Raw genomic sequence first — 18090 nt, 5'->3', positions numbered from 1 at the left:
CTTTATCCTTTACTCTGTTTACTACCGATCATGTCACGGGCAAAGCCCAGTGTTGGTTTCAATTGCAATTTGACGAAGAACAGTGCAAACACCAGCATGGCCACGATCAGGGCGCTGACCCAGTCCAGGCCGGCGTAGCGCGCCAGGCGCCCCGCCGCTGTCGAGATCAGCAAACTCATCAGAGACCAGCCCGCACCAGTCCAGTCATGCTTATAGACAAATCCCATGCCAGCCAGCGTACGGTCGGTACGCCAGATGGCGATCACCAGCGCAGCCAGGTTGGCCAGCGGAAAAGCCAGCGCGCCCAGCCACGCATACCCGACGATCCCCCCCACTACCGAGCTCGACAGGAACAGATTGGTCGACACCAGAATTTCATAATGGTTGACCATCTGCGTCAGCACATCCAGCACCACGCGCTGGGTTTCCAGCACCAGCACCACCAGCAACGTCGCCAGCATGATGACACTGCTCTCCATATACTTGCCGTTGGATATCATCCCCAGCAATTCATCCCCGCTCACCGCCAGCGCCGCCAGCATGGCCGCCAGCAGCACCAGGTTGAACTGCATGGCCTGCTCGCACAATTCCGCCGCGCGCGTGAAACTGCCGGTGGTCGCATACCGCGCCACCACCACCGGACGGATCAGGCCGATCAGCAACTGGGTTGGCAGATAGCGCTTGGCATAGTCATAAATCGACAAGGCGAAGCCAAAGCTGGCCATGGTCATGCTGCCGAACATGGCGCCGCCCACCAGGCGGTTGGTGGTGCCGCCAAACGGCAGCGTCGCCAAGTGCTGCAGATAGGCCCAGCCGGCAAACTTCACCAGCACCGGGCGCTGATGACGCAACCAGTGTGGATCGTCGTCGGCCTGATCGCCCTCATGGCCGTCGGCCACCCCGTGCCGCACGCTGCGGACGATACCGACCAGCATGATAATGGTAGCGACGATTTCACATACACACTCTACCCAGATGACGTTCAGCAGGTTCATGGAGCTGAACCCGGTCAGCCACATCATGCCCCAGCAACGGCCCAGCGCCACCAGCGAAAACGCCAGTTGCGATATCCCCTGGTGCAACATCGATTCCAGGATCATCGACAGGAATTGGTTCAGCGAGCGGAAACCCACCACCAGCAGGAACACGCGGAAGGCGTCGACCAGGTCGCCCAGGCCAATCCAGCCCGCCAGCACGGGCGCCAGCCACCAGGCCAGGCTCAACAGGACGAACAACAGCACGCTGCGCAACGCGCAGGCCAGGCCGACCAATTGGCGCAGCGCATGCTGCTGGTAGCGCGCATACAGTTCGGGGACGTAGCGCAGCACCACGTGCTGCAAGCCCAGGCCGGAGACGGCGGTAAACATCTCGACCAGCCCGACCAGCACCGAATAAGCGGCGAATTCCCGCACCGTCAGGCCGTGCACCACCATCAGCACGGCGGTCAGTCCCCCGACCGCCGAGGCCACCTTACCGGCGAAAAAATGTAACAGGCTGCGCTTGACGCGCCCTGCTCCGAAACGTGTGGACATGTTGTTTTACTTTCCGCTGGCGCCCTGTAATCCAGCCAGCTTCAAACGGTTATGCGGCGTCACTGCCGCCATCAAGTCCTGCACGAACTGTGCCTGCAATTGATAACCACTTTCCGGGCTCTCGTTCAGCGACGAGACGCGGAACAGCAAGCCATCGGGAATCTGCCCCTGGAATCCGTAACTCAGTTGGGTCAGCTTGGTCTGGATGGCGCCGCGCACCACCGTGTTGCCCAGCGTCGCCCAGTAGGTCACCGGCTCGGAGCGGCTTCCCAACCGCGCGAAAACATGCTTGACCGCGATCTCGCCATAGCCGGTGTTCAAGCTCGCCTTGTCACTGCTGACCAGCGCGAAGCCCTGCGCCGGATAACAGTTTTCCGGATAATGCAGCGCCAGGCCATCGCTCTGGTCGGCGCCATAGGCCACCGTCAGCATGACGCCCTCGCCGCGCGGATTGACATAGGTGCGCGACAGCGTTTGCGTATAGATGCGGTGAATCAGTTCCTCGGTCTGGGGATTGACGATCTGGGCGCCGGAGTTCGGCAACACTTTCCAGTTGCCGAACTGCTTCGGCAACATGGTTTCCAGTTCCACCTTCGGTCCCTGCTCGGAAATCTTGTGACGCGGATACAGCGCCTCGGCCAGGCCGGAGGCGCTCAGCATCAGCACCAGCAACAACACTTGCTTGCGCATAATCATGCCGCCCCCTTGACGCCGCGCCGCCGTACCCAGTAATGCAGCAGCGAGTCTATGCTGATGATCAATACCAGCGCGCTGACAAACAACACCATGCCGGCGAAGCCGTGCAGGAAACCCTGACCGGCGGCATCACCAAAGTAATAAGTAATCAACGTCAGCGTCATCACGCGGATCACGTTGGCGGTAAACGAAATCGGAATGATCAACAGCGCCAGACTGATATTGCGCAACGGCGAGGTGTGGCGCACCACGTTCAGATAGAACAGCCCCAGCGATTCCAGCGTCAGCAGCGTCTGCAGGCCGGCGCAGGCATCGGCCACCAGCAGTTGGTACTGGCCGATCTGCAGGATCACGCCGGAACGGGCAATCGGATAGTTGGCCAGGAACAGCAACTGCTCGGTGGCAAACGACACCGCCATTTTCATCGGCATGGTGACCGAATCGACGATGGCCGATGGCAGCGGCAGCATAAAGAACATGAAAAACACCGGGAACCATTGCACCCGCAACGCGCGCCAGCCGCACACCAGCACCAGAATGGCGCAGAACATGACGACGCCGGAGGCCATCTCGAACATCAGGATCGATTGCGAACGCCCCAGCACATACAGCAGCAAACCAAAACCGGCCAGCCACCAGCCGGCGCTTGCCGGCTGACCGCCGGCGGCCAGCATCTGTGGCCACTGGCGTGCCAGCAGCCAGCAGGCCAGGCCGAGAATGATGGGGCCGTGGGCATAGCCCTCGGTCAGCCAAATGCCGGTCCACAGGTCGTACTGGGTCGGCAGGTACATGGCCAGCATGCCCAGCACGAGCGGCCAGTACAGCGCAAGACCGCGCTGCCAGGCTGGCGCGGCCTCACTCACGGCGGCAGGATGCACGCTACTCATCATCAATAATCGACCATGACAGCGCCCACCACTTCGATGCCGCTGCTGGTGACTTCCTCAATGATCTGGCTGACGTCGGCCAGCGGGGTCTGGTTGGTACGCGCCACCAGCAACACGCCGCCGGTGCGCGCGGCCACCGCCAACGCGTCCGCGCCCAGCGCGAACGGGGCGACGTTGTACAGTACCACGTCATAGCCGGCCTCCAGCTCGGCATTGAGCGAGGTGAAAGATTGGCGGCTCAGCAGTTCCAGCGGGTTCGGCGGCACGGTGCCGGCCCCCAGCAGCGACAGCGAGACAAAGCTGTCGATCTTGGTCACCGCGCCGCTGTCGGCGCGGCCGGCCAGCACGTCGGACAGGCCGGGACGCGCGCTCAGGTCAAACGTGGCCAGCTGGCTGGGCTCGCGCAGATTGGCGTCCACCAGCAGCGTGCGTTCACCCAGTTGGGAAAACACCACCGCCAGATTGGCGGTAAACATCGGGGCGCCGTCGCCGGTGCTGACCTCGATCACGGTCAGTGCCTTGCGGCCGCGAGCAAACCAGCGCAACATCAGCTGGCTGCGCACCGCGCGCAGCTTTTCCACCTGCGGGCTGAATGGCTGGTAGGCCGCCAGCAGCTTGTCCGAATAGCGTTTTTCGCCGGCCTGCAGATAGGGATAGTCAAACTGGCGCGCCAGCACCTGCTGAATGTCGGCTTCGCTGATCAGGCCGAGGCGCTGGGCGGCCTCGCCAAAGCGGATCCCCAGATCTTTTTGCATGCGCAGCACGCGCTCGGCATTCTCGGGCGTAATTTTACCGGAGGCCAGCAGGATACCACCTATGCTGGAGTCGCCCGGGGCTGGCGCCGTAGGCGCGATCGAAACGGCTGGAGAATTCATGGATGCATCCTTCACTTAATTCAAGCGCACGCGGCGCGCGGTAAACGGTTTGCCCAGGGTACGCGACGAGACCTTGTTTTCCTTCCAGTCGATGACACCAAACACCGGCACGCCCAGCGTTTCGCTGAGGTCGCTTTCGGCGCGGACGCGGCGATCCATCATCTCGGCCAACAAGCCCAGGCCGACGCCCAGCATGCCGCCCAGCACCACCGACAGCACGGTGTTCAGCACCAGTTTCGGGCTGGTGGCCTCGGTCGGCGCCGAGGCCGGATTCAGGATGGCGATATCAGCCTGTTCCGACTGGCCTTCGATCCGGGTCTGCGAGGAGCGCAGCGAGGCCGCGTCAAACGCGCGCTGGGCGCTTTCCACATCCTTCATCAGCACGTTCAGCTCGTCGCGGGTACGGTTCAGCTCCAGCACGCGGCTTTTCTGCACCGCCAGGGCGGCGCGGATTTCCGCCTCGCGCTGACGCATGATCTGGGCGTTGTTGCCCACCGAGCCGGACACCGATTTGATCTGCGCATTCAGTTCATTGCGCATCTTGTCCACTTCCGCCTGCGCGCTCAGGTATTGCGGGTGGTTTTTGCCCAGGCGTTGGCCCACTTCGGCCAGCTTGGATTCGGCGTTACCCAGCGATACGCGCAGATTCTGGATCAGCGAGTTGTTGGCCACGTCCGGCGACTGGCCGGCGTCGCCGCTGGCCATGCGCTGGCGCGAGGCCGCCTCGATCGCCTGTCCCTGCGCCATCACCAGCTGCGCCGACAGGTCGTTCAGGCGATTCGATTCGACATCCAGACGGTTATCGACGCTGACGATGCCATTTTCCTGCTGGTACTTGGACAAGCGGCCCTGGGCGATTTCCAGGCTGTCACGCAAGGATTTGATCTGGCCATCGAAATACTGCGACGCCTTCTTCATCGGCTCGACCTTGAGCAGGATGCTCAGGCGCTGATATTCCTCGGCAAAGGCATTCGCCACCGCCGACACGAATTGCGGGTCGGAGCCCTTGAAGCTGATTTCGACCACACTGCTTTCGCGGCCAGGCACGGCATCCACCTTGCGCAGCAGCAGATCGGCCAGCCAGTCACGCACCGTACCCTGGCCAGCAGTGGCGTCCTGGAACTGCGCTTGCACGGTCGGGTTGTCGGCCAGTTTCAGGCGATCCACCACCCGCAGCGCGACATTCTTGCTGGTGATGATATCGACCTGGGTCGCCATATAGCCGGGCAACAGCTGGCCCGGCACGCTGACGCCGGTCAGCGGGTCCAGGCCCTTGGCATTGAGTAACACGGAAGCGCTGGCCTTGTAGGTTTTCGGCAGCAGCAGGCTGACCACCACGGTGGTGACCACGGTCAGCAGCAGGGTAATCAGGATGATACGGCGGCGCGCGCGCAGTATCAGGAGAAATTGGGACAGATTCATGACTGTACTCTCACGTTAAACAGATAATGCCAGACTGCGGGAGTCTGGCGCAATGACGATCAGAACAGGCTTTCGCTGACGTAGACCACGTCGTCGTTTTGCAGCAAATCATCATGCTTGGCCTTGATGTTCTCCAGCTTGCCGCTGGCATCGCGCCGCTTGATGATGATGCCGCGTTCGGTACCGCGCACGGTCAGACCACCACCGGTCGACAGCGCCTGCACCAGCGTCATCTGACGCTCCAGACGGAACGCGCCCGGACGCTGCACTTCGCCATAGATGTAAAAGTGCGGCGCGCGCTCGACGTACAGCACGTCACCGGCGGACAGCTCCAGATTGCGCTCCAGCGCGCCGCTGCGCACCATGCCGACCACGTCCACGATTTCCTTGGTCGACTGGCCGCCCTGCTTGCGGATCAGCACCACGGTGTCGCCGCCATCGGCAGAGATGCCGCCGGCCTGGGCCAGCAGATCGAGCAGATTGCGCCGGCCTTCCAGCGGATAACGGCCGGGGCGGTTAACCTGGCCCAGCACCGACACCTGCTGGCTGGTCAACTGCGTCACCAGCAGATTCACTTGCGGATTGCGCACAAAGCCGCCGCTGTCGAGCAGACCGGCGATTTTCTTTTCCGCCGCCGCCGTCGACAAGCCGCCCACCGTCACCTGACCAATCAGCGGGAAGGACACCACGCCCGACTCGTTGATGCGGGTTTCCACCGCCAGATCAGGATTGTTAAACACCGTCACCTTGACCACGTCGCCCGCCCCCAGCAACGTATCCTGCGCGCCGGCGGCTCCCATTCCGACCGCCAGCACCACTCCTGCCGCCCAACGCATAAATCGCTTCATCTGCCCTGCTCCTACTGAGATTAAAATTGGCTTACTTCAAACCGGCAACACCACGCTCGGTCGCTCCATCCCCGGCGGCCGGCGTCACCGCGGTGGATGCCGCCGGCGCGCTGGCGGCCGGTGCCGCCTCGCCTGGCTTGCGATTCAGGTATTCGATCTGCCCGGCCGCGCGCAGGCGCTTGATCTCGGCGTCGGCCAGATCTTTGCTGCGCTTGTTGCTCAGGAATTGTTGAATTTGCGGGCCGGCCGCCTCCAGCGACAGCGGCGCATCCTTGACATCGTTGAGGGCCACGATGACGCTGTTGGCGCCCTCGCGCACGATGAACAGCTGGCCTTTGCTCATCTGCTCCAGCTTGCTGACCAGTTGCGGCGGCAGATCGGTCGAGCTGCGCTGCACCGCGTTGCGGCCATACTTGACATGGTGGCTATCCAACCAGGCGGCGACGTCATCGAGCGATTTGGCGCTGTCGACCGCCGCTTTGGCGGCGTCGTCCAGGCTGGCCGTTTCCAGCATCAACTGACGGGTGTCAAACTGCTTGCGCTTGGCAAATAGTTGCGGGTTCTTTTCGTAATAATCCGCCACTTCCTGGGTGGTCGGCTGCGCCGGCGTGCCCACCACTTTCTGCAGATAGGCTTGGGCCACGATCACCGCCTTGGCGCGCTCGATCGCCTGCAACACCTTGGGGTCGCGGTCCAGCTTGTCCTTGGCGGCGGCCGACAGCAGCAGCTGACGGTCGATCAGCGACTCCAGCAATTGCTGGGTGGCGGTTTCCTGCTGTTGCGCCGGCACGCGCGCGCGCTGCAATTCCTCATTCAGCTGCAACACGGTGATTTCCTCGCCGTTGACGCGGGCCAGGCTCTGGCCCGGCTTTTTCTCTTTGCTCTCGCCACAAGCGGACAACAGCGCCAGCAGCAGCAGCGGGCCAACGATACGGGCCTGACGGGGTTTTAACACCCTCCGAAGATCGAAATATTTCAAGGTCATTCCTTTAAAAGCGCCCCGCACACTGGCACCACGCATCAGGCCAGCGTGGCATAGACGGGAAAGGGTTGCACAACATGCGTAAAAAAAGTAACAAAACTACTGACTTATGCAGCCCGCTACGTAGTATGCTAGGCAAGCTGCGAATTGTCAATAAAGTAAAGCAGCGTGTAAAAAGTACAATAAATCAGTGCGCGTTTTCGCGGCTTAAAACCACCTTAACCGTACGCAATACAATCCACACATCCATCCACAGCGACCAGTTGCGCAGGTAATCGAGGTCGTAGCGCACCCGCGCCTCCATCTTGTCCAGCGTCTCGGTCTCGCCGCGCAAGCCATTCACCTGGGCCCAGCCGGTGATGCCGGGCTTGACCTTGTGACGCAGCATATAACCCTTGATCAACTTGCGATATTGCTCGTTGTGCGCCACCGCGTGCGGGCGCGGGCCGACGATACTCATGCGCCCCTGCAGCACATTGATAAACTGCGGCAGCTCATCCAGCGAACTGCGGCGCAGGAAGGCGCCGACCCGGGTTACCCGCTGGTCATTTTTGGTAGCCTGCACCACCTTGGCGCCATCCTCGGCCACCGTCATCGAGCGGAACTTGTAAACAATGATCTGCTCGCCGTACAGACCATAACGGCGCTGACGGAAAATCACCGGCCCCGGCGAGCTGAGTTTGACCGCGAGGGCAATCGCCAGCATGATCGGCAGCAGCATGATCTGGATGATCAGCGCCATCACAATGTCGCTGACGCGCTTGACCATCGCGTTCATGCCAGTAAATGGCGACTCGCAGATCGCCACCACCGGCATGCCGCACACGGTGTCAAAACGCGCCTGCATCAAGTCAAACACATAGATATCCGGCAGGAAGTACACCGAGGCGGTGGTATCCTGCAACTCGTCCAGCAAGGCGCGGATGCGTGGCTGCGCCGAAATCGGCTGGCTGATGAAAATCATCTTGACGTGGTGCTCGCGCACATAAGCGGCGATGTCGCTCATCTTGCCCAGCATCGGATGCGCCAGTTGCGCTGGCCGCCGGTCTTCCGCGCGGTCGTCGAAAAAGCCACTGATCGACAACAGCAAGTGCGGACTGTGCTCGATCTTGGCGGCAAAGCGCAGCCCCAGATCGTTGGCGCCGACAATCACCACCGAGCGCACCTCGCGTCCCTTGTTCGGCCCGCCACCCAGGCGGCGCACCGCCATGTGCGTGGTCAACAGCACGATCGGGGTAGTAATGAACCAGACCAGGATCACGTCGCCATGGAAATGCGCGCTCAGACCACTGATCCAGCCCAGCCCCACCAGCAGTCCGACGGTCAGCACCCACCCCATGATGACGTCGGCCACATACGCCCCCATGCGGCCGCTGCGCCAGGTGCGGTAGGGATCAAGGTTCTGATATACCTCGTTGGAGATGAAGAAGGCCAGTATCGTCAACACCAGCGTGTAACCGTTGAACGGATAACCGCTCAACAAGGTCACCACGTACAGCATGCCCATGATCACCAGCGGATCGAACACGCGTTGAAAAAACGAAATCAGCGGAAGGTCATTAACTGTCATGCGGCGCCGCCTTAGAACTGGACGGTCGCGCTAAGCGACGCCCCATTGGCCCGGTAGGCACTGCTGATGCCACTGGTGGCGCTACGCGTATCGTGCGTGGCCGACAGCGTCAGCTGCATATTATTGCGCGGCGAATATTGCACGCTGGCCACGGCGCCACGGGTCAAGTCGCTGCCATCGAGCACGCTGGCGCCGGACACCAGCCCCGGGAATTCGCGCCGCTCGTGACGATACTTGAGCTCGGTCTTGATTTTGGCGGTCGGCACCCAGGTCGCGCCGACGCTGGCGCCCTTGTTCAGCGAATAGCTGACGGTACCGCCCTCGAACGCGGAGAATTCACGCCACAGGCTGGCGTTGAAGCTGAGCGCGCCCAGCGCCGCCCAGTTAGCCGTGGCACGGCCGTTGCTGCCGCTGGCGTCGCGCTCGGCCAGCACCTGGTGTGAACGGCGCGCGTGGCCGCCCAGGAACTCCAGCTGGGTCGCCCCCAGATTCCACAGCACCTTCAGCTGCACCTGATCCTGGGTATAGCTGGGATCGAAGGAATAACCCAACAACACCACCGGGTGAGGATAATCGCCCTTCTGGCGCGTAAACTGCAGACCGACACTGCTGCCGTTGCTGCCCAGATAGTCGACCCCGATCACACCGTTGGTCTCATCCCGGTCCAGCGAGCGCTGCGATTGCAGGTCGTAACTAAAGCGGTCCTTGCTATAGCGCCCGCGCACCTGCCAATCCGACAGGAAACGCCAGGCCCCGCTGACATAGTCGCCACGGCGGGTACGCAAGTTCTGGTCGGCGCTGTGGTAATCGGTGAACGGCACCAGGGTTTCCGAATAACTGGCACCGGCCGTGCCCGACAAACGATTGCCCAACTGCCACTGCCATTGCAAGCTAGCATCTTTTCCCGTATAGTCCAGCTGGCTAAAGTGGTTGAACGACACTTTGCTGGCCTGCACCGAGCCACTGAAGACTTGCCGCCCGACCGGACGCTCAAACGACAGCCCGGCGATGACCGAGCGAATGGTATCGCTCTGGACCGGCCCGTAAACCGAGTTTTCAGGCAAGCGCAGCAAGTTGTCGTCATACGCATAAGCCGCCGAGACGTAGGGCTGGAAGGTATCGCTGAGCGCGGCATGACACGGCAAGCTAATCAGCCCACCCAGCAGCGCCAAGACCGGACCGCGCGCCCGCGGCGCGCGCTGTGTTAGCCTTTTATTTTCTGGCATAAAAATCAACATTGTTGTATGTCTTTAGTTTAATCTGCGAAATATTTGACAATATTACCAGTAAGTCCAGTTCCCAGTCGCAATTATCCATAGCCCCAGCCCACCGTTAGTAATCGCATGGGCCAGGATCGGCGTCCACAGATTACGGCTGTACATGTACAGACCAGAGTAAACCGCCCCCGCCACCACGCCGGCCAGCCATAACTGATGCTCGACACCAAACAGTAGCGCTGCCACAACAAAGGCGCGCAGCGTCACTGCGGCGGGTGACTGCGCCAGAAAATCCGGCGCGCTGATCCAGCGCAGCAGAAACGAGCGCCAGAACAGCTCTTCCATCAGTGGCACCACCAGCACTCCGCCGGCCAGCCGCACCAGCAGCAAGGGCCAATGCAGGCGTCCCTGCTCCAGCGGTTGGTAGCCTGGCGACGTCCCCATCACCATCCAGTCCGCATCCAGATGCAGCCACAACACCAGTACCAGCACGCCAGCGGCCAATGCCAGCCATAACTCACGCCAGCGCGGGCGCCCCGCCGCCAGCTCGGCATAATGGCGCCGATAGCACAGCAACAGCACCACCACGGCGGCAATTTTGAGCGGATACAGCCACAACAACGATGGCGCCGCCCAGCCGGCGCGCGCCAACAGGTCCGCCAGCACCACAAACGCCATGTAAGCAGCAAACGGCGCTATGCGCGGCCAGGCGTGAGGCGGCATCAGACTGGCTCGCATTCTCTTGTCGTCAGGTTAATAAACGCTACGATTCTAATCACAACGGTTGCGAGCCGCAAGTGTCTTTTGCTGCAGTGCGCAATCAGCCGCCCGCGCGCGCCTCGATCTGCTCCCAACGCTCCAGCACCGCCAGCAATTCCTGCTCGATCGCCGCGATCCGGTCATGCACGCGACGCGCCTCGGCCGCCTGTTTTTTGTAGAAGTCGGGGTCGGACAGTTGCACCGTCAGCGCGCTCTGCTCGTCTTCCAGCGCGGCTATCCGCTGCGGCAACTCGTCCAGCTCGCGCTGTTCCTTGAAACTCAGCTTGCGCGCCTTGGGCGACGGCTCGGGCTTGGACACCGCCGCCGCGGCCGCCGCCACCTTGGGCGCGGCCTTGGGTGACGCCAGCGGCGCCGTCGCCCGCACCCGCTCCCAGTCACTGTAACCGCCGACGAATTCGCGCCACTGGCCATCGCCCTCGGCCACGATGACCTGGGTCACCACGTTATCCAGGAAGGTACGGTCGTGGCTGACCAGGAATACGGTGCCGGTGTACTCCTCCAGCAATTCTTCCAGCAGTTCCAGGGTTTCGATATCGAGGTCGTTGGTGGGCTCGTCCAGCACCAGGCAATTGGCCGGCTTGGCGAACAGACGCGCCAGCAACAGCCGGTTGCGCTCGCCGCCGGACAAGGACTTGACCGGCGAGCGCGCGCGCTCGGGCGCAAACAGGAAGTCGCCCAGATAACTCATCACATGCTTTTTCTGGCCATTGATCTCGACCCAGTCGCTGCCGGGCGAAATGGTGTCGGCCAGGCTGGCCGACTCATTGAGTTGGGCCCGCATCTGGTCGAAATACGCCACCTGCAGCTTGGTGCCCAGGCGCGCGCTGCCGCTGTCCGGCGCCAGCTCGCCCAGGATCAGCTTGAGCAGCGTGGTCTTGCCGGCGCCATTCGGGCCGATCAAACCGATCTTGTCGCCGCGCAGCAGGGTGGCGCTGAAGTCGCTGACGATGGCGCGCTCGCCATACGACTTGCTGACCTGCTCCAGTTCCGCCACGATCTTGCCCGAGCGCTCGCCGGTGGCCACTTCCAGCCGCACCTGACCCTGCTGATCGCGGCGCGCGACGCGCTGCTCGCGCAAGCGCTCAAGCCGCCGCACCCGGCCCTCGTTGCGGGTACGGCGTGCCTCGACGCCCTTGCGGATCCACACCTCTTCCTGCGCCAGCACCTTGTCGAACTTGGCATTTTCCACCGCCTCGACCGCCAACTGCTCGGCCTTGCGGACCTGATACGCGGCAAAATTGCCGGGATAGGACAGCAATTGACCACGGTCCAGCTCGATGATGCGGGTGGCCACATTGTCGAGGAAGCTGCGGTCGTGGGTAATCAACAGCACGCTGCCACGGAAATCGCGCAGCAAGCCCTCCAACCACACGATCGCGCTGAAATCCAGATGGTTGGTCGGCTCGTCCAGCAGCAGCACGTCGGGCGCCGACACCAGCGCGCGCCCCAGCGCCACCCGCTTTTGCATGCCGCCCGACAAGGCCCGCATCGGCAAATCGCCCGGCAGGTTCAAGCGCCCGAGCACGGTCTCGACCTTGTTGGCCAGATTCCAGCCATCGGCGCTATCCAGCACCTGCTGGATATCGTGCATGCGCGCCATCAGCGCGTCATCGTCGCCCTGACCGAAACTCGCGGTCAAGCCATCGTATTCCTTCAGCAGCGCCGGCAGTTCGCCCAGGCCGCTGGCCACCGCGTCGTACACCGTCATGTCGGGCGCGAACACCGGCTCCTGCTCGACATAGACGATATTCAGGTTTTGCTGCATCACCAGCAGGCCATCATCCAGTTTGAACTGGCCGGACAGGATTTTCAGCAGCGACGATTTGCCGGTGCCGTTGCGGCCGATCAGGCCCACGCGCTCGCCGGCCTCCAGCGAAAATTCCGCGTGGTCCAGCAAGGCCACGTGGCCGAACGCCAGCTGCGCAGAGGAGAGGGAAATGACTGCCATAGAATTGGAAGGGAAATGGCGCCCGGCGGGCGCACCACAGGTGGAAACCTCTATTGTACCGACAAGCCCTGTGTGCCACCAAGGACTGGATGCCCGACTGGCCTTTTCCTGGGCGATCGGCTAGCATCGGGGCAATGCCGGTGTCCAAGCTGGCTTACCGACAGGAGAATCATGGCGCGCCCAGCCCGCCGCCGCGATCAGCGCGGTGCCGCTTTAATCTTGCTGCTGCTGTTGCTCGGCCTGGCCGGCGCCGGCCTGCTGATGGCGGCCTATGGCCAGCGCTCGAACCAGCTGCAACGTCGGCAGCAGACGCTGACCCAGCTGGCCGAAGCGCGCGAGGCGCTGCTGGGGTTTGCCGCGCAATATGGCCGGCTACCGCGCCCGGCGCTGTCGGCGCTGGACGGCCAGGAAGCGGCGCAGGCTTGCAGCGACGGTGCCGCCTGCAGCGGCTATCTGCCGTGGGTGACGCTGGGCCTGCCCGCAGGCGATGCCTGGGGGAAATTGCTGCGTTACAGCGTGGCGCCCGCGATGACCACCAGCCCGGTGACGGCGGTGCTGGCCGTGGCCGACCGCCGCCTGCTGGGCCGTGACCGCCGCGGCGCGGTCGTGCCGCAGTCCGGCCAGGAGCACTGCAGCGTCGACACCCCGTGCGCCGCCGCCCTGCTGCTGTCCAGCGGCCGCAATCTGGGCACCAGCGTCTACGGCATCGCGCAAGGCAACGACGGGCTGGCCAACAGCGACGAACAGTACAACAATAATCAGGGCGCCGACTTCCTCAGCCGCGCCGCGACCGACGATCCCCGCGCCGCCGGCGGCGAATTTGACGACCTGGTGCTGGCCGTGGACGTGCGCCGCCTGTATCAGCGCATGAATGCCGCGGGCATGCTGAAATAAGACGCCGTGCAACAGTAAAAATTTACTATCATTGTTGTAGAAATTGATAGTAGTATTCTGCCATCGCACTGCAACAAATGCGTCCTACCAGCCTTGATACGGGGAGTAGAAATTGAAACAAAGAAATTTGTGGTGGATCGCCGCGCTGGCCCTGGCCTCCGCCGCCCTGACCGCAGTGTATGGTTACCGGCTCACCTTCGGCGAACCGGACATGGGCAGCATGGTGATGGGCATCGTGTATGCCGCCGTCACCGGGGTGCCCAACGCCGGTGAGCTGCAGTACGGCATGCCGTTCAGCTTTGGCTTTTACGAACTGCTGCACGCGCTGATCCCGCCGGAGCAGCTGCGCTCGCCCGATCACGTCACCCTGGTCATCAATTACGTCGGGCTCGGCTTTGCGCTGCTGTTCGCGCTGGGCCTGAGCCTGCTGCTGAGCCGGGTACTGCCGGGCCCGGCAGCACTGTTCGTCAGCCTGACCTTCCTGTTCTCGCCGCTGGTGATGCCGTTCCTGGCGTCGGGCCACCCCTTCATCGGCGCTTGCGCGCTGTATTTCCTGTCCAGCTGGCTGTTGCTGCAGTGCCTGGACCAGCCAGCGCCGGCACAGCGCGCGCTGTATCTGGCGGCGGCGCTGATCAGCCTGGTCGGCAGTCTGACGCTGCGCGGCGACATCGCGCTGGCGCTGCCCTTCATGCCGGCGCTGTACTGGGCGGCGCGCGGCGCGCCGCTGCGCGCCTGCTGGCGCGAGCTGGGCTGGGCGCTGCTGCTGCCGGTGCTGGCGTTTGCGCTATTCCTGGTCTTGCAACGGCCCTATGTCAGCGACCATGGCGGCGCCGGCGGCTCGCTGATGGGCTTTGTCAACAAATTTGTCGCCCTCGACCGGGTCGGCCGCGGCCTGGTGGTGTTTGTCATGGTGCTCGGCCTCGGCACCATCGCGGCCATCGGCGTCGGCGCGCTGCGCCTGGCGCGCCACCGGTCGCCGCCACCACCACGACTGATCTTGCTGGCGCTGGCGGTGCTGCTGCTGCCCTCGCTGCTGTTCTGGCTGCCCAATCCGCAGCCGGCGCGGCACTTCCTGTTTCCGCTGCTGGCGCTGTTCATGCTGATCGGCCTGCTGTGGCGCGACCAGTTGCGCAGCCTGCAGCGGGCGCTGGGTCTGGGCCTGCTGCTGGTGCTGCTTAACCAGGGACTGGCCGAGGCGGTGCGGCCGGTGGTGGTCGGCCGCTACCAGTGGGCCTACGACAGCGGCGGCGTGCGCCGCGCCACCCAGCAAGTGCCGATGGGACTGTTCCCACTCGACCAGCGCGCCAACCAGGCGGTGCAAGCCAACTTCCGCGCCGAGGCCCAGCGCCTGGCCGCCAGCGCGCCGCAACACCTGGTGTTCATGGGCGACACCCGCGAATACGTGGTGGCGGCGCTGCTGGCCGCCGATCCGGCGCTGCGCCTGCAGCCGGTCAAGCTGGGACCGTTCGATGCCTGGCTGCTCAGCGCCGGCCAGCGTCGCCTGTACGTGACCGACAAGCGCTTCCAGTGGCCGCAGGATGCGCTGGCGCTGATGCTGGCGCTGCCCGAGGTGGCCGATTATCCGATCTATGTCCAGGCCGCCACTATGAGCCGCTACGACAAGACCACCCTCTCCGCCACACGCGCCTTTACCCCTGCGCATTAAACCACGAGCTCCCGCATGCGACCTGCCACCAACGCCCCCGCCCACGCAGTCGACCTCGCGGCCATGCCGCTGTGCGTCGACTGCGACGGCACCCTGATCTATACCGACCTGTTGTTCGAGTCATTTCTGCTGCTGCTCAAACACCACTTCTGGCAGGCCTTGCTGGTGCCGTTCTGGCTGCTCGCACACGGCAAGGCCGCCACCAAGTTACGCATCGCGGCGCTGGTGCCGATCGATGCCACGCTGCTGCCCTACACCCCCCAAGTGCTGGACTACCTGCGCAACCAGCGCAGCCAGGGCCGCCGGGTGGTGCTGGCCACCGCCAGCGCGCAGGCCTATGCCGAGGCGATCGCCGCCCACCTGCAACTGTTCGACCAGGTGGTGGCCACCAACCACGCCGATGGCCGCAACCTGTCGGCCGAACGCAAGGCGGCTGAACTGAACCGCTTGTTTGGCCAGGGTGGTTACGAGTATCTGGGCAACAGCCACGACGACTTGCCGGTGTGGCGCGACGCCGGTCACATCGCCGTCGCCAACGCCTCCGCCAGCGTCGTGCGCGGCGCCCAGGCGCTGGGCCCGGCCAACATCATTGCCGCCCATCCGCAGCGGCTGGCGCGTGCCGCGCTGAAATCGCTGCGCCCCCATCAATGGCTGAAGAACCTGCTGGTGTTCGTGCCGCTGGCGATGGGCCACGCGCTGGACCAGCATGCGCTGCTGATGCAGGCGCTGCAGGCGTTCCTGTGCTTTGGCCTGTGCGCCTCCAGCGTGTATGTACTCAACGATCTGCTCGACATCGACGCCGACCGCGCCCACCACCGCAAGAAAAATCGCCCCTTCGCCTCGGGCGCGCTGCCGATCCCGCTGGGGGTGGCGCTGATGCTGCTGAGCCTGGGCCTGGCGGTCGCGCTGCTGGCGCTGCTGCCGCCCAGCTTTGCCGCGGTGATGGTGCTGTACTATGCCAGCACGCTGGTCTATTCGTTCCGCCTCAAGCGCCAGGTGGTGGTGGACATCATGATGCTGTCCGGCCTGTACACGCTGCGGATCCTGGCGGGCGCCGCCGCCACCGGCATCGAGCTCTCGTTCTGGTTGCTGTCGTTCTCGGTCTTCATCTTCCTCAGCCTGGCGCTGGTCAAGCGCTACGCCGAACTGCAACTGCTGCTCAGCCAGTCGCAAAGCAAAACCGCCGGGCGCGGCTATCGGACCGCCGACTTGCCGGTCTTGCTGGCGCTGGGCTCGGCCAGCGGCTTCAGCGCCATCCAGGTGTTGGCGCTGTATATCAACAGCCCCGAGGTGCGGGTGCTGTATCGCCAGCCTCAGTTGCTGTGGCTGGTGATCCCGCTGATGGCCTACTGGATCACCCGCGTCTGGCTGAAAACCCACCGCGGCGAAATGCACGACGATCCGGTGGTGTTTGCCGCCAAGGACTGGCAAAGCCTGCTGATCGGCGGACTCATCTTTGGTATTGCCTGCCTCGCCGCAGCCGCCCCGTAAACTCCCACCCGGCGCGCGCCGGCTCCGTTATAATGCGCAGCGCCGCGTCCTCCCCGTAGCACAATGGATAGTGCACATGCCTCCTAAGCGTGGGATACTGGTTCGATTCCAGTCGGGGGGACCACGCTGCCGCCGCTGTGGCCGCCCCGCGACTTATTCATGTTTCGATCTCCTTGTTTGCAATTTTATTATGCTAATATTGCAAGCGAAAACTATCACCTGACTATCCAGTCAGCAAAGGGAGGGAAGCAATGAACATGATTCGCGCCATCGCGCTGGGCCTGCTGGTGTACGGCAGCGGCAGCCTGGCCCACGCCACGCCCAGCGGCACCGTCAATCTGGCCGGTCTGACCAAGGTCAGCGGCACCAATATCGATTTCTATTATGACGCCTCGGTCTACAGCTCCATCACCGTCTCGGGTGACGAGCTGCGGCTGGGCTTGCAACTATCGGCTGACGGCAGCCTCAGCGGCACACAGCAAGTGGTGGCGATCGCCCACAGCGGCCTCAATCTGAAGGCCGACGTCAGCACCAGCCTGATCGGCAATTTCGATGTCACGCCCTACACCTCGGTCCATGCGGAAAACAATGTCGATGCCTACTACGCCAACTACGTGGGCGGCAGCCTGACCTGGGGCAGCAACCAGACCAGCTCGATTGCGGGCGTCAGCCAGCACTACAACTGGGACGCCGTCAGCTATAGCTACCAGGGCGATTTCAGCTCGTCGATCTTCCCGACCACGCAAACCCACGGCCAGTCCGATGTGGCGGTGTCGGCGTTGCTGCTGGATAACAGTTTCCTGCTCAGCCTGGACAACGCGCAGGGGCTGCCAACCGACAGCTCGAATGCCACCCTGCTGGCGGTGAACTACACCTTCCTGACCGCCTTCCCGGGCGAAACGCCACCGGTGCCGGAACCGGCCAGCTATGCGATGTTGCTGGCTGGCTTGGGCGCACTGGGGCTGCTGGCGCGCCGCCGCCACGCCGCCTGAGCGCCCTCCCGCCTGCGGCCGCCCGGCCGCAGGCAAATTCCCCATAGGAAAATAACAAAATAAAGTTTTGACAAATAAAAAATTACAATATTTTGTTGCACTTTATTCCCATTTCTGAAAAATAATATCTATTTTCATTCTGAAAAGTTCAGTCATTTTCGCCGCAACTTCGGCCAACTTCGGCCAACTATCTTACTATTTATCAATGTTGCCGCGCGCCATTAAATTCAATTCTTTCCGCAAGGCCACATCGCCCTAAAATCGGTCCCGTTATCAATTCTTGAGCCCGA

At 63.0% G+C, this 18090-nt stretch carries 15 protein-coding genes and 1 tRNA gene; 5 read left to right on the top strand and 11 right to left on the bottom strand.

Annotated elements, in window-relative coordinates:
* Positions 1–2 precede the first annotated feature (2 nt).
* From GJ699_RS23825 to GJ699_RS23775, 11 genes are all read right to left on the bottom strand, one after another.
* Complete coding sequence (locus GJ699_RS23825) at positions 3–1532, bottom strand: lipopolysaccharide biosynthesis protein (RefSeq protein WP_154381027.1); 1530 nt, start codon at positions 1530–1532, stop codon at positions 3–5.
* 6 nt (positions 1533–1538) lie between these two features.
* Entirely contained in the window at positions 1539–2228 is a 690-nt protein-coding gene (gene epsI / locus GJ699_RS23820) for an exosortase-associated protein EpsI, B-type (protein ID WP_229262271.1), read from the bottom strand.
* Positions 2225–3118, bottom strand: a complete 894-nt coding sequence (gene xrtB / locus GJ699_RS23815) for an exosortase B (protein ID WP_229262270.1) — start codon at positions 3116–3118, stop codon at positions 2225–2227. Before xrtB ends, epsI begins: the two co-directional genes overlap by 4 nt.
* Positions 3118–3990, bottom strand: a complete 873-nt coding sequence (gene epsG, locus GJ699_RS23810; RefSeq protein ID WP_154381025.1) for a chain length determinant protein tyrosine kinase EpsG — start codon at positions 3988–3990, stop codon at positions 3118–3120. Before epsG ends, xrtB begins: the two co-directional genes overlap by 1 nt.
* Before the next feature lie 15 nt (positions 3991–4005).
* On the bottom strand, positions 4006–5412 hold the full coding sequence (epsF, locus tag GJ699_RS23805; protein WP_154381023.1) for a chain length determinant protein EpsF: 1407 nt from the start codon (positions 5410–5412) through the stop codon (positions 4006–4008).
* A gap of 59 nt (positions 5413–5471) precedes the next feature.
* A complete protein-coding gene (epsE, locus tag GJ699_RS23800) occupies positions 5472–6260 on the bottom strand; it encodes a polysaccharide export protein EpsE (protein WP_154381021.1) in 789 nt (262 codons plus the stop codon).
* 31 nt (positions 6261–6291) lie between these two features.
* Positions 6292–7215 carry an EpsD family peptidyl-prolyl cis-trans isomerase gene (locus GJ699_RS23795; RefSeq protein WP_371867652.1) on the bottom strand — a complete coding sequence of 308 codons (924 nt, stop codon included), beginning with the start codon at positions 7213–7215 and terminating at the stop codon, positions 6292–6294.
* Between the two features lie 214 nt (positions 7216–7429).
* Entirely contained in the window at positions 7430–8812 is a 1383-nt protein-coding gene (locus GJ699_RS23790; RefSeq protein ID WP_154381017.1) for an undecaprenyl-phosphate glucose phosphotransferase, read from the bottom strand.
* An 11-nt stretch (positions 8813–8823) separates the two neighbouring features.
* A complete protein-coding gene (epsL, locus tag GJ699_RS23785) occupies positions 8824–10038 on the bottom strand; it encodes an XrtB/PEP-CTERM-associated polysaccharide biosynthesis outer membrane protein EpsL (RefSeq protein ID WP_154381015.1) in 1215 nt (404 codons plus the stop codon).
* Positions 10039–10092: 54 nt separating this feature from the next.
* Positions 10093–10767: a CAAX prenyl protease-related protein gene (locus tag GJ699_RS23780; RefSeq protein WP_229262269.1), complete on the bottom strand. Its 675-nt coding sequence runs from the start codon at positions 10765–10767 to the stop codon at positions 10093–10095.
* Between the two features lie 82 nt (positions 10768–10849).
* A complete protein-coding gene (locus tag GJ699_RS23775; RefSeq protein WP_154381013.1) occupies positions 10850–12757 on the bottom strand; it encodes an ATP-binding cassette domain-containing protein in 1908 nt (635 codons plus the stop codon).
* Positions 12758–12928: 171 nt separating this feature from the next.
* Here GJ699_RS23775 and GJ699_RS23770 point away from each other — a divergent pair, with 171 nt between their 5' ends.
* The 5 genes from GJ699_RS23770 (at position 12929) to GJ699_RS23750 (ending at position 17800) form a co-directional block, all read left to right on the top strand.
* Complete coding sequence (locus GJ699_RS23770; RefSeq protein ID WP_154381011.1) at positions 12929–13651, top strand: hypothetical protein; 723 nt, start codon at positions 12929–12931, stop codon at positions 13649–13651.
* 112 nt (positions 13652–13763) lie between these two features.
* Positions 13764–15317, top strand: a complete 1554-nt coding sequence (locus GJ699_RS23765) for a hypothetical protein (protein WP_154381009.1) — start codon at positions 13764–13766, stop codon at positions 15315–15317.
* A gap of 15 nt (positions 15318–15332) precedes the next feature.
* Positions 15333–16808, top strand: a complete 1476-nt coding sequence (locus GJ699_RS23760; RefSeq protein ID WP_154381007.1) for a UbiA family prenyltransferase — start codon at positions 15333–15335, stop codon at positions 16806–16808.
* 49 nt (positions 16809–16857) lie between these two features.
* Positions 16858–16932: transfer RNA gene (locus GJ699_RS23755), tRNA-Arg, on the top strand.
* A gap of 127 nt (positions 16933–17059) precedes the next feature.
* A complete protein-coding gene (locus tag GJ699_RS23750) occupies positions 17060–17800 on the top strand; it encodes a PEP-CTERM sorting domain-containing protein (RefSeq protein WP_154381005.1) in 741 nt (246 codons plus the stop codon).
* The last annotated feature ends 290 nt before the right edge of the window (positions 17801–18090 follow it).

Origin of the sequence: Duganella guangzhouensis (assembly GCF_009674535.1) — a bacterium.
Taxonomy (GTDB): domain Bacteria; phylum Pseudomonadota; class Gammaproteobacteria; order Burkholderiales; family Burkholderiaceae_D; genus Rugamonas; species Rugamonas guangzhouensis.
This window is presented reverse-complemented; position numbering and strand designations above follow the sequence as displayed.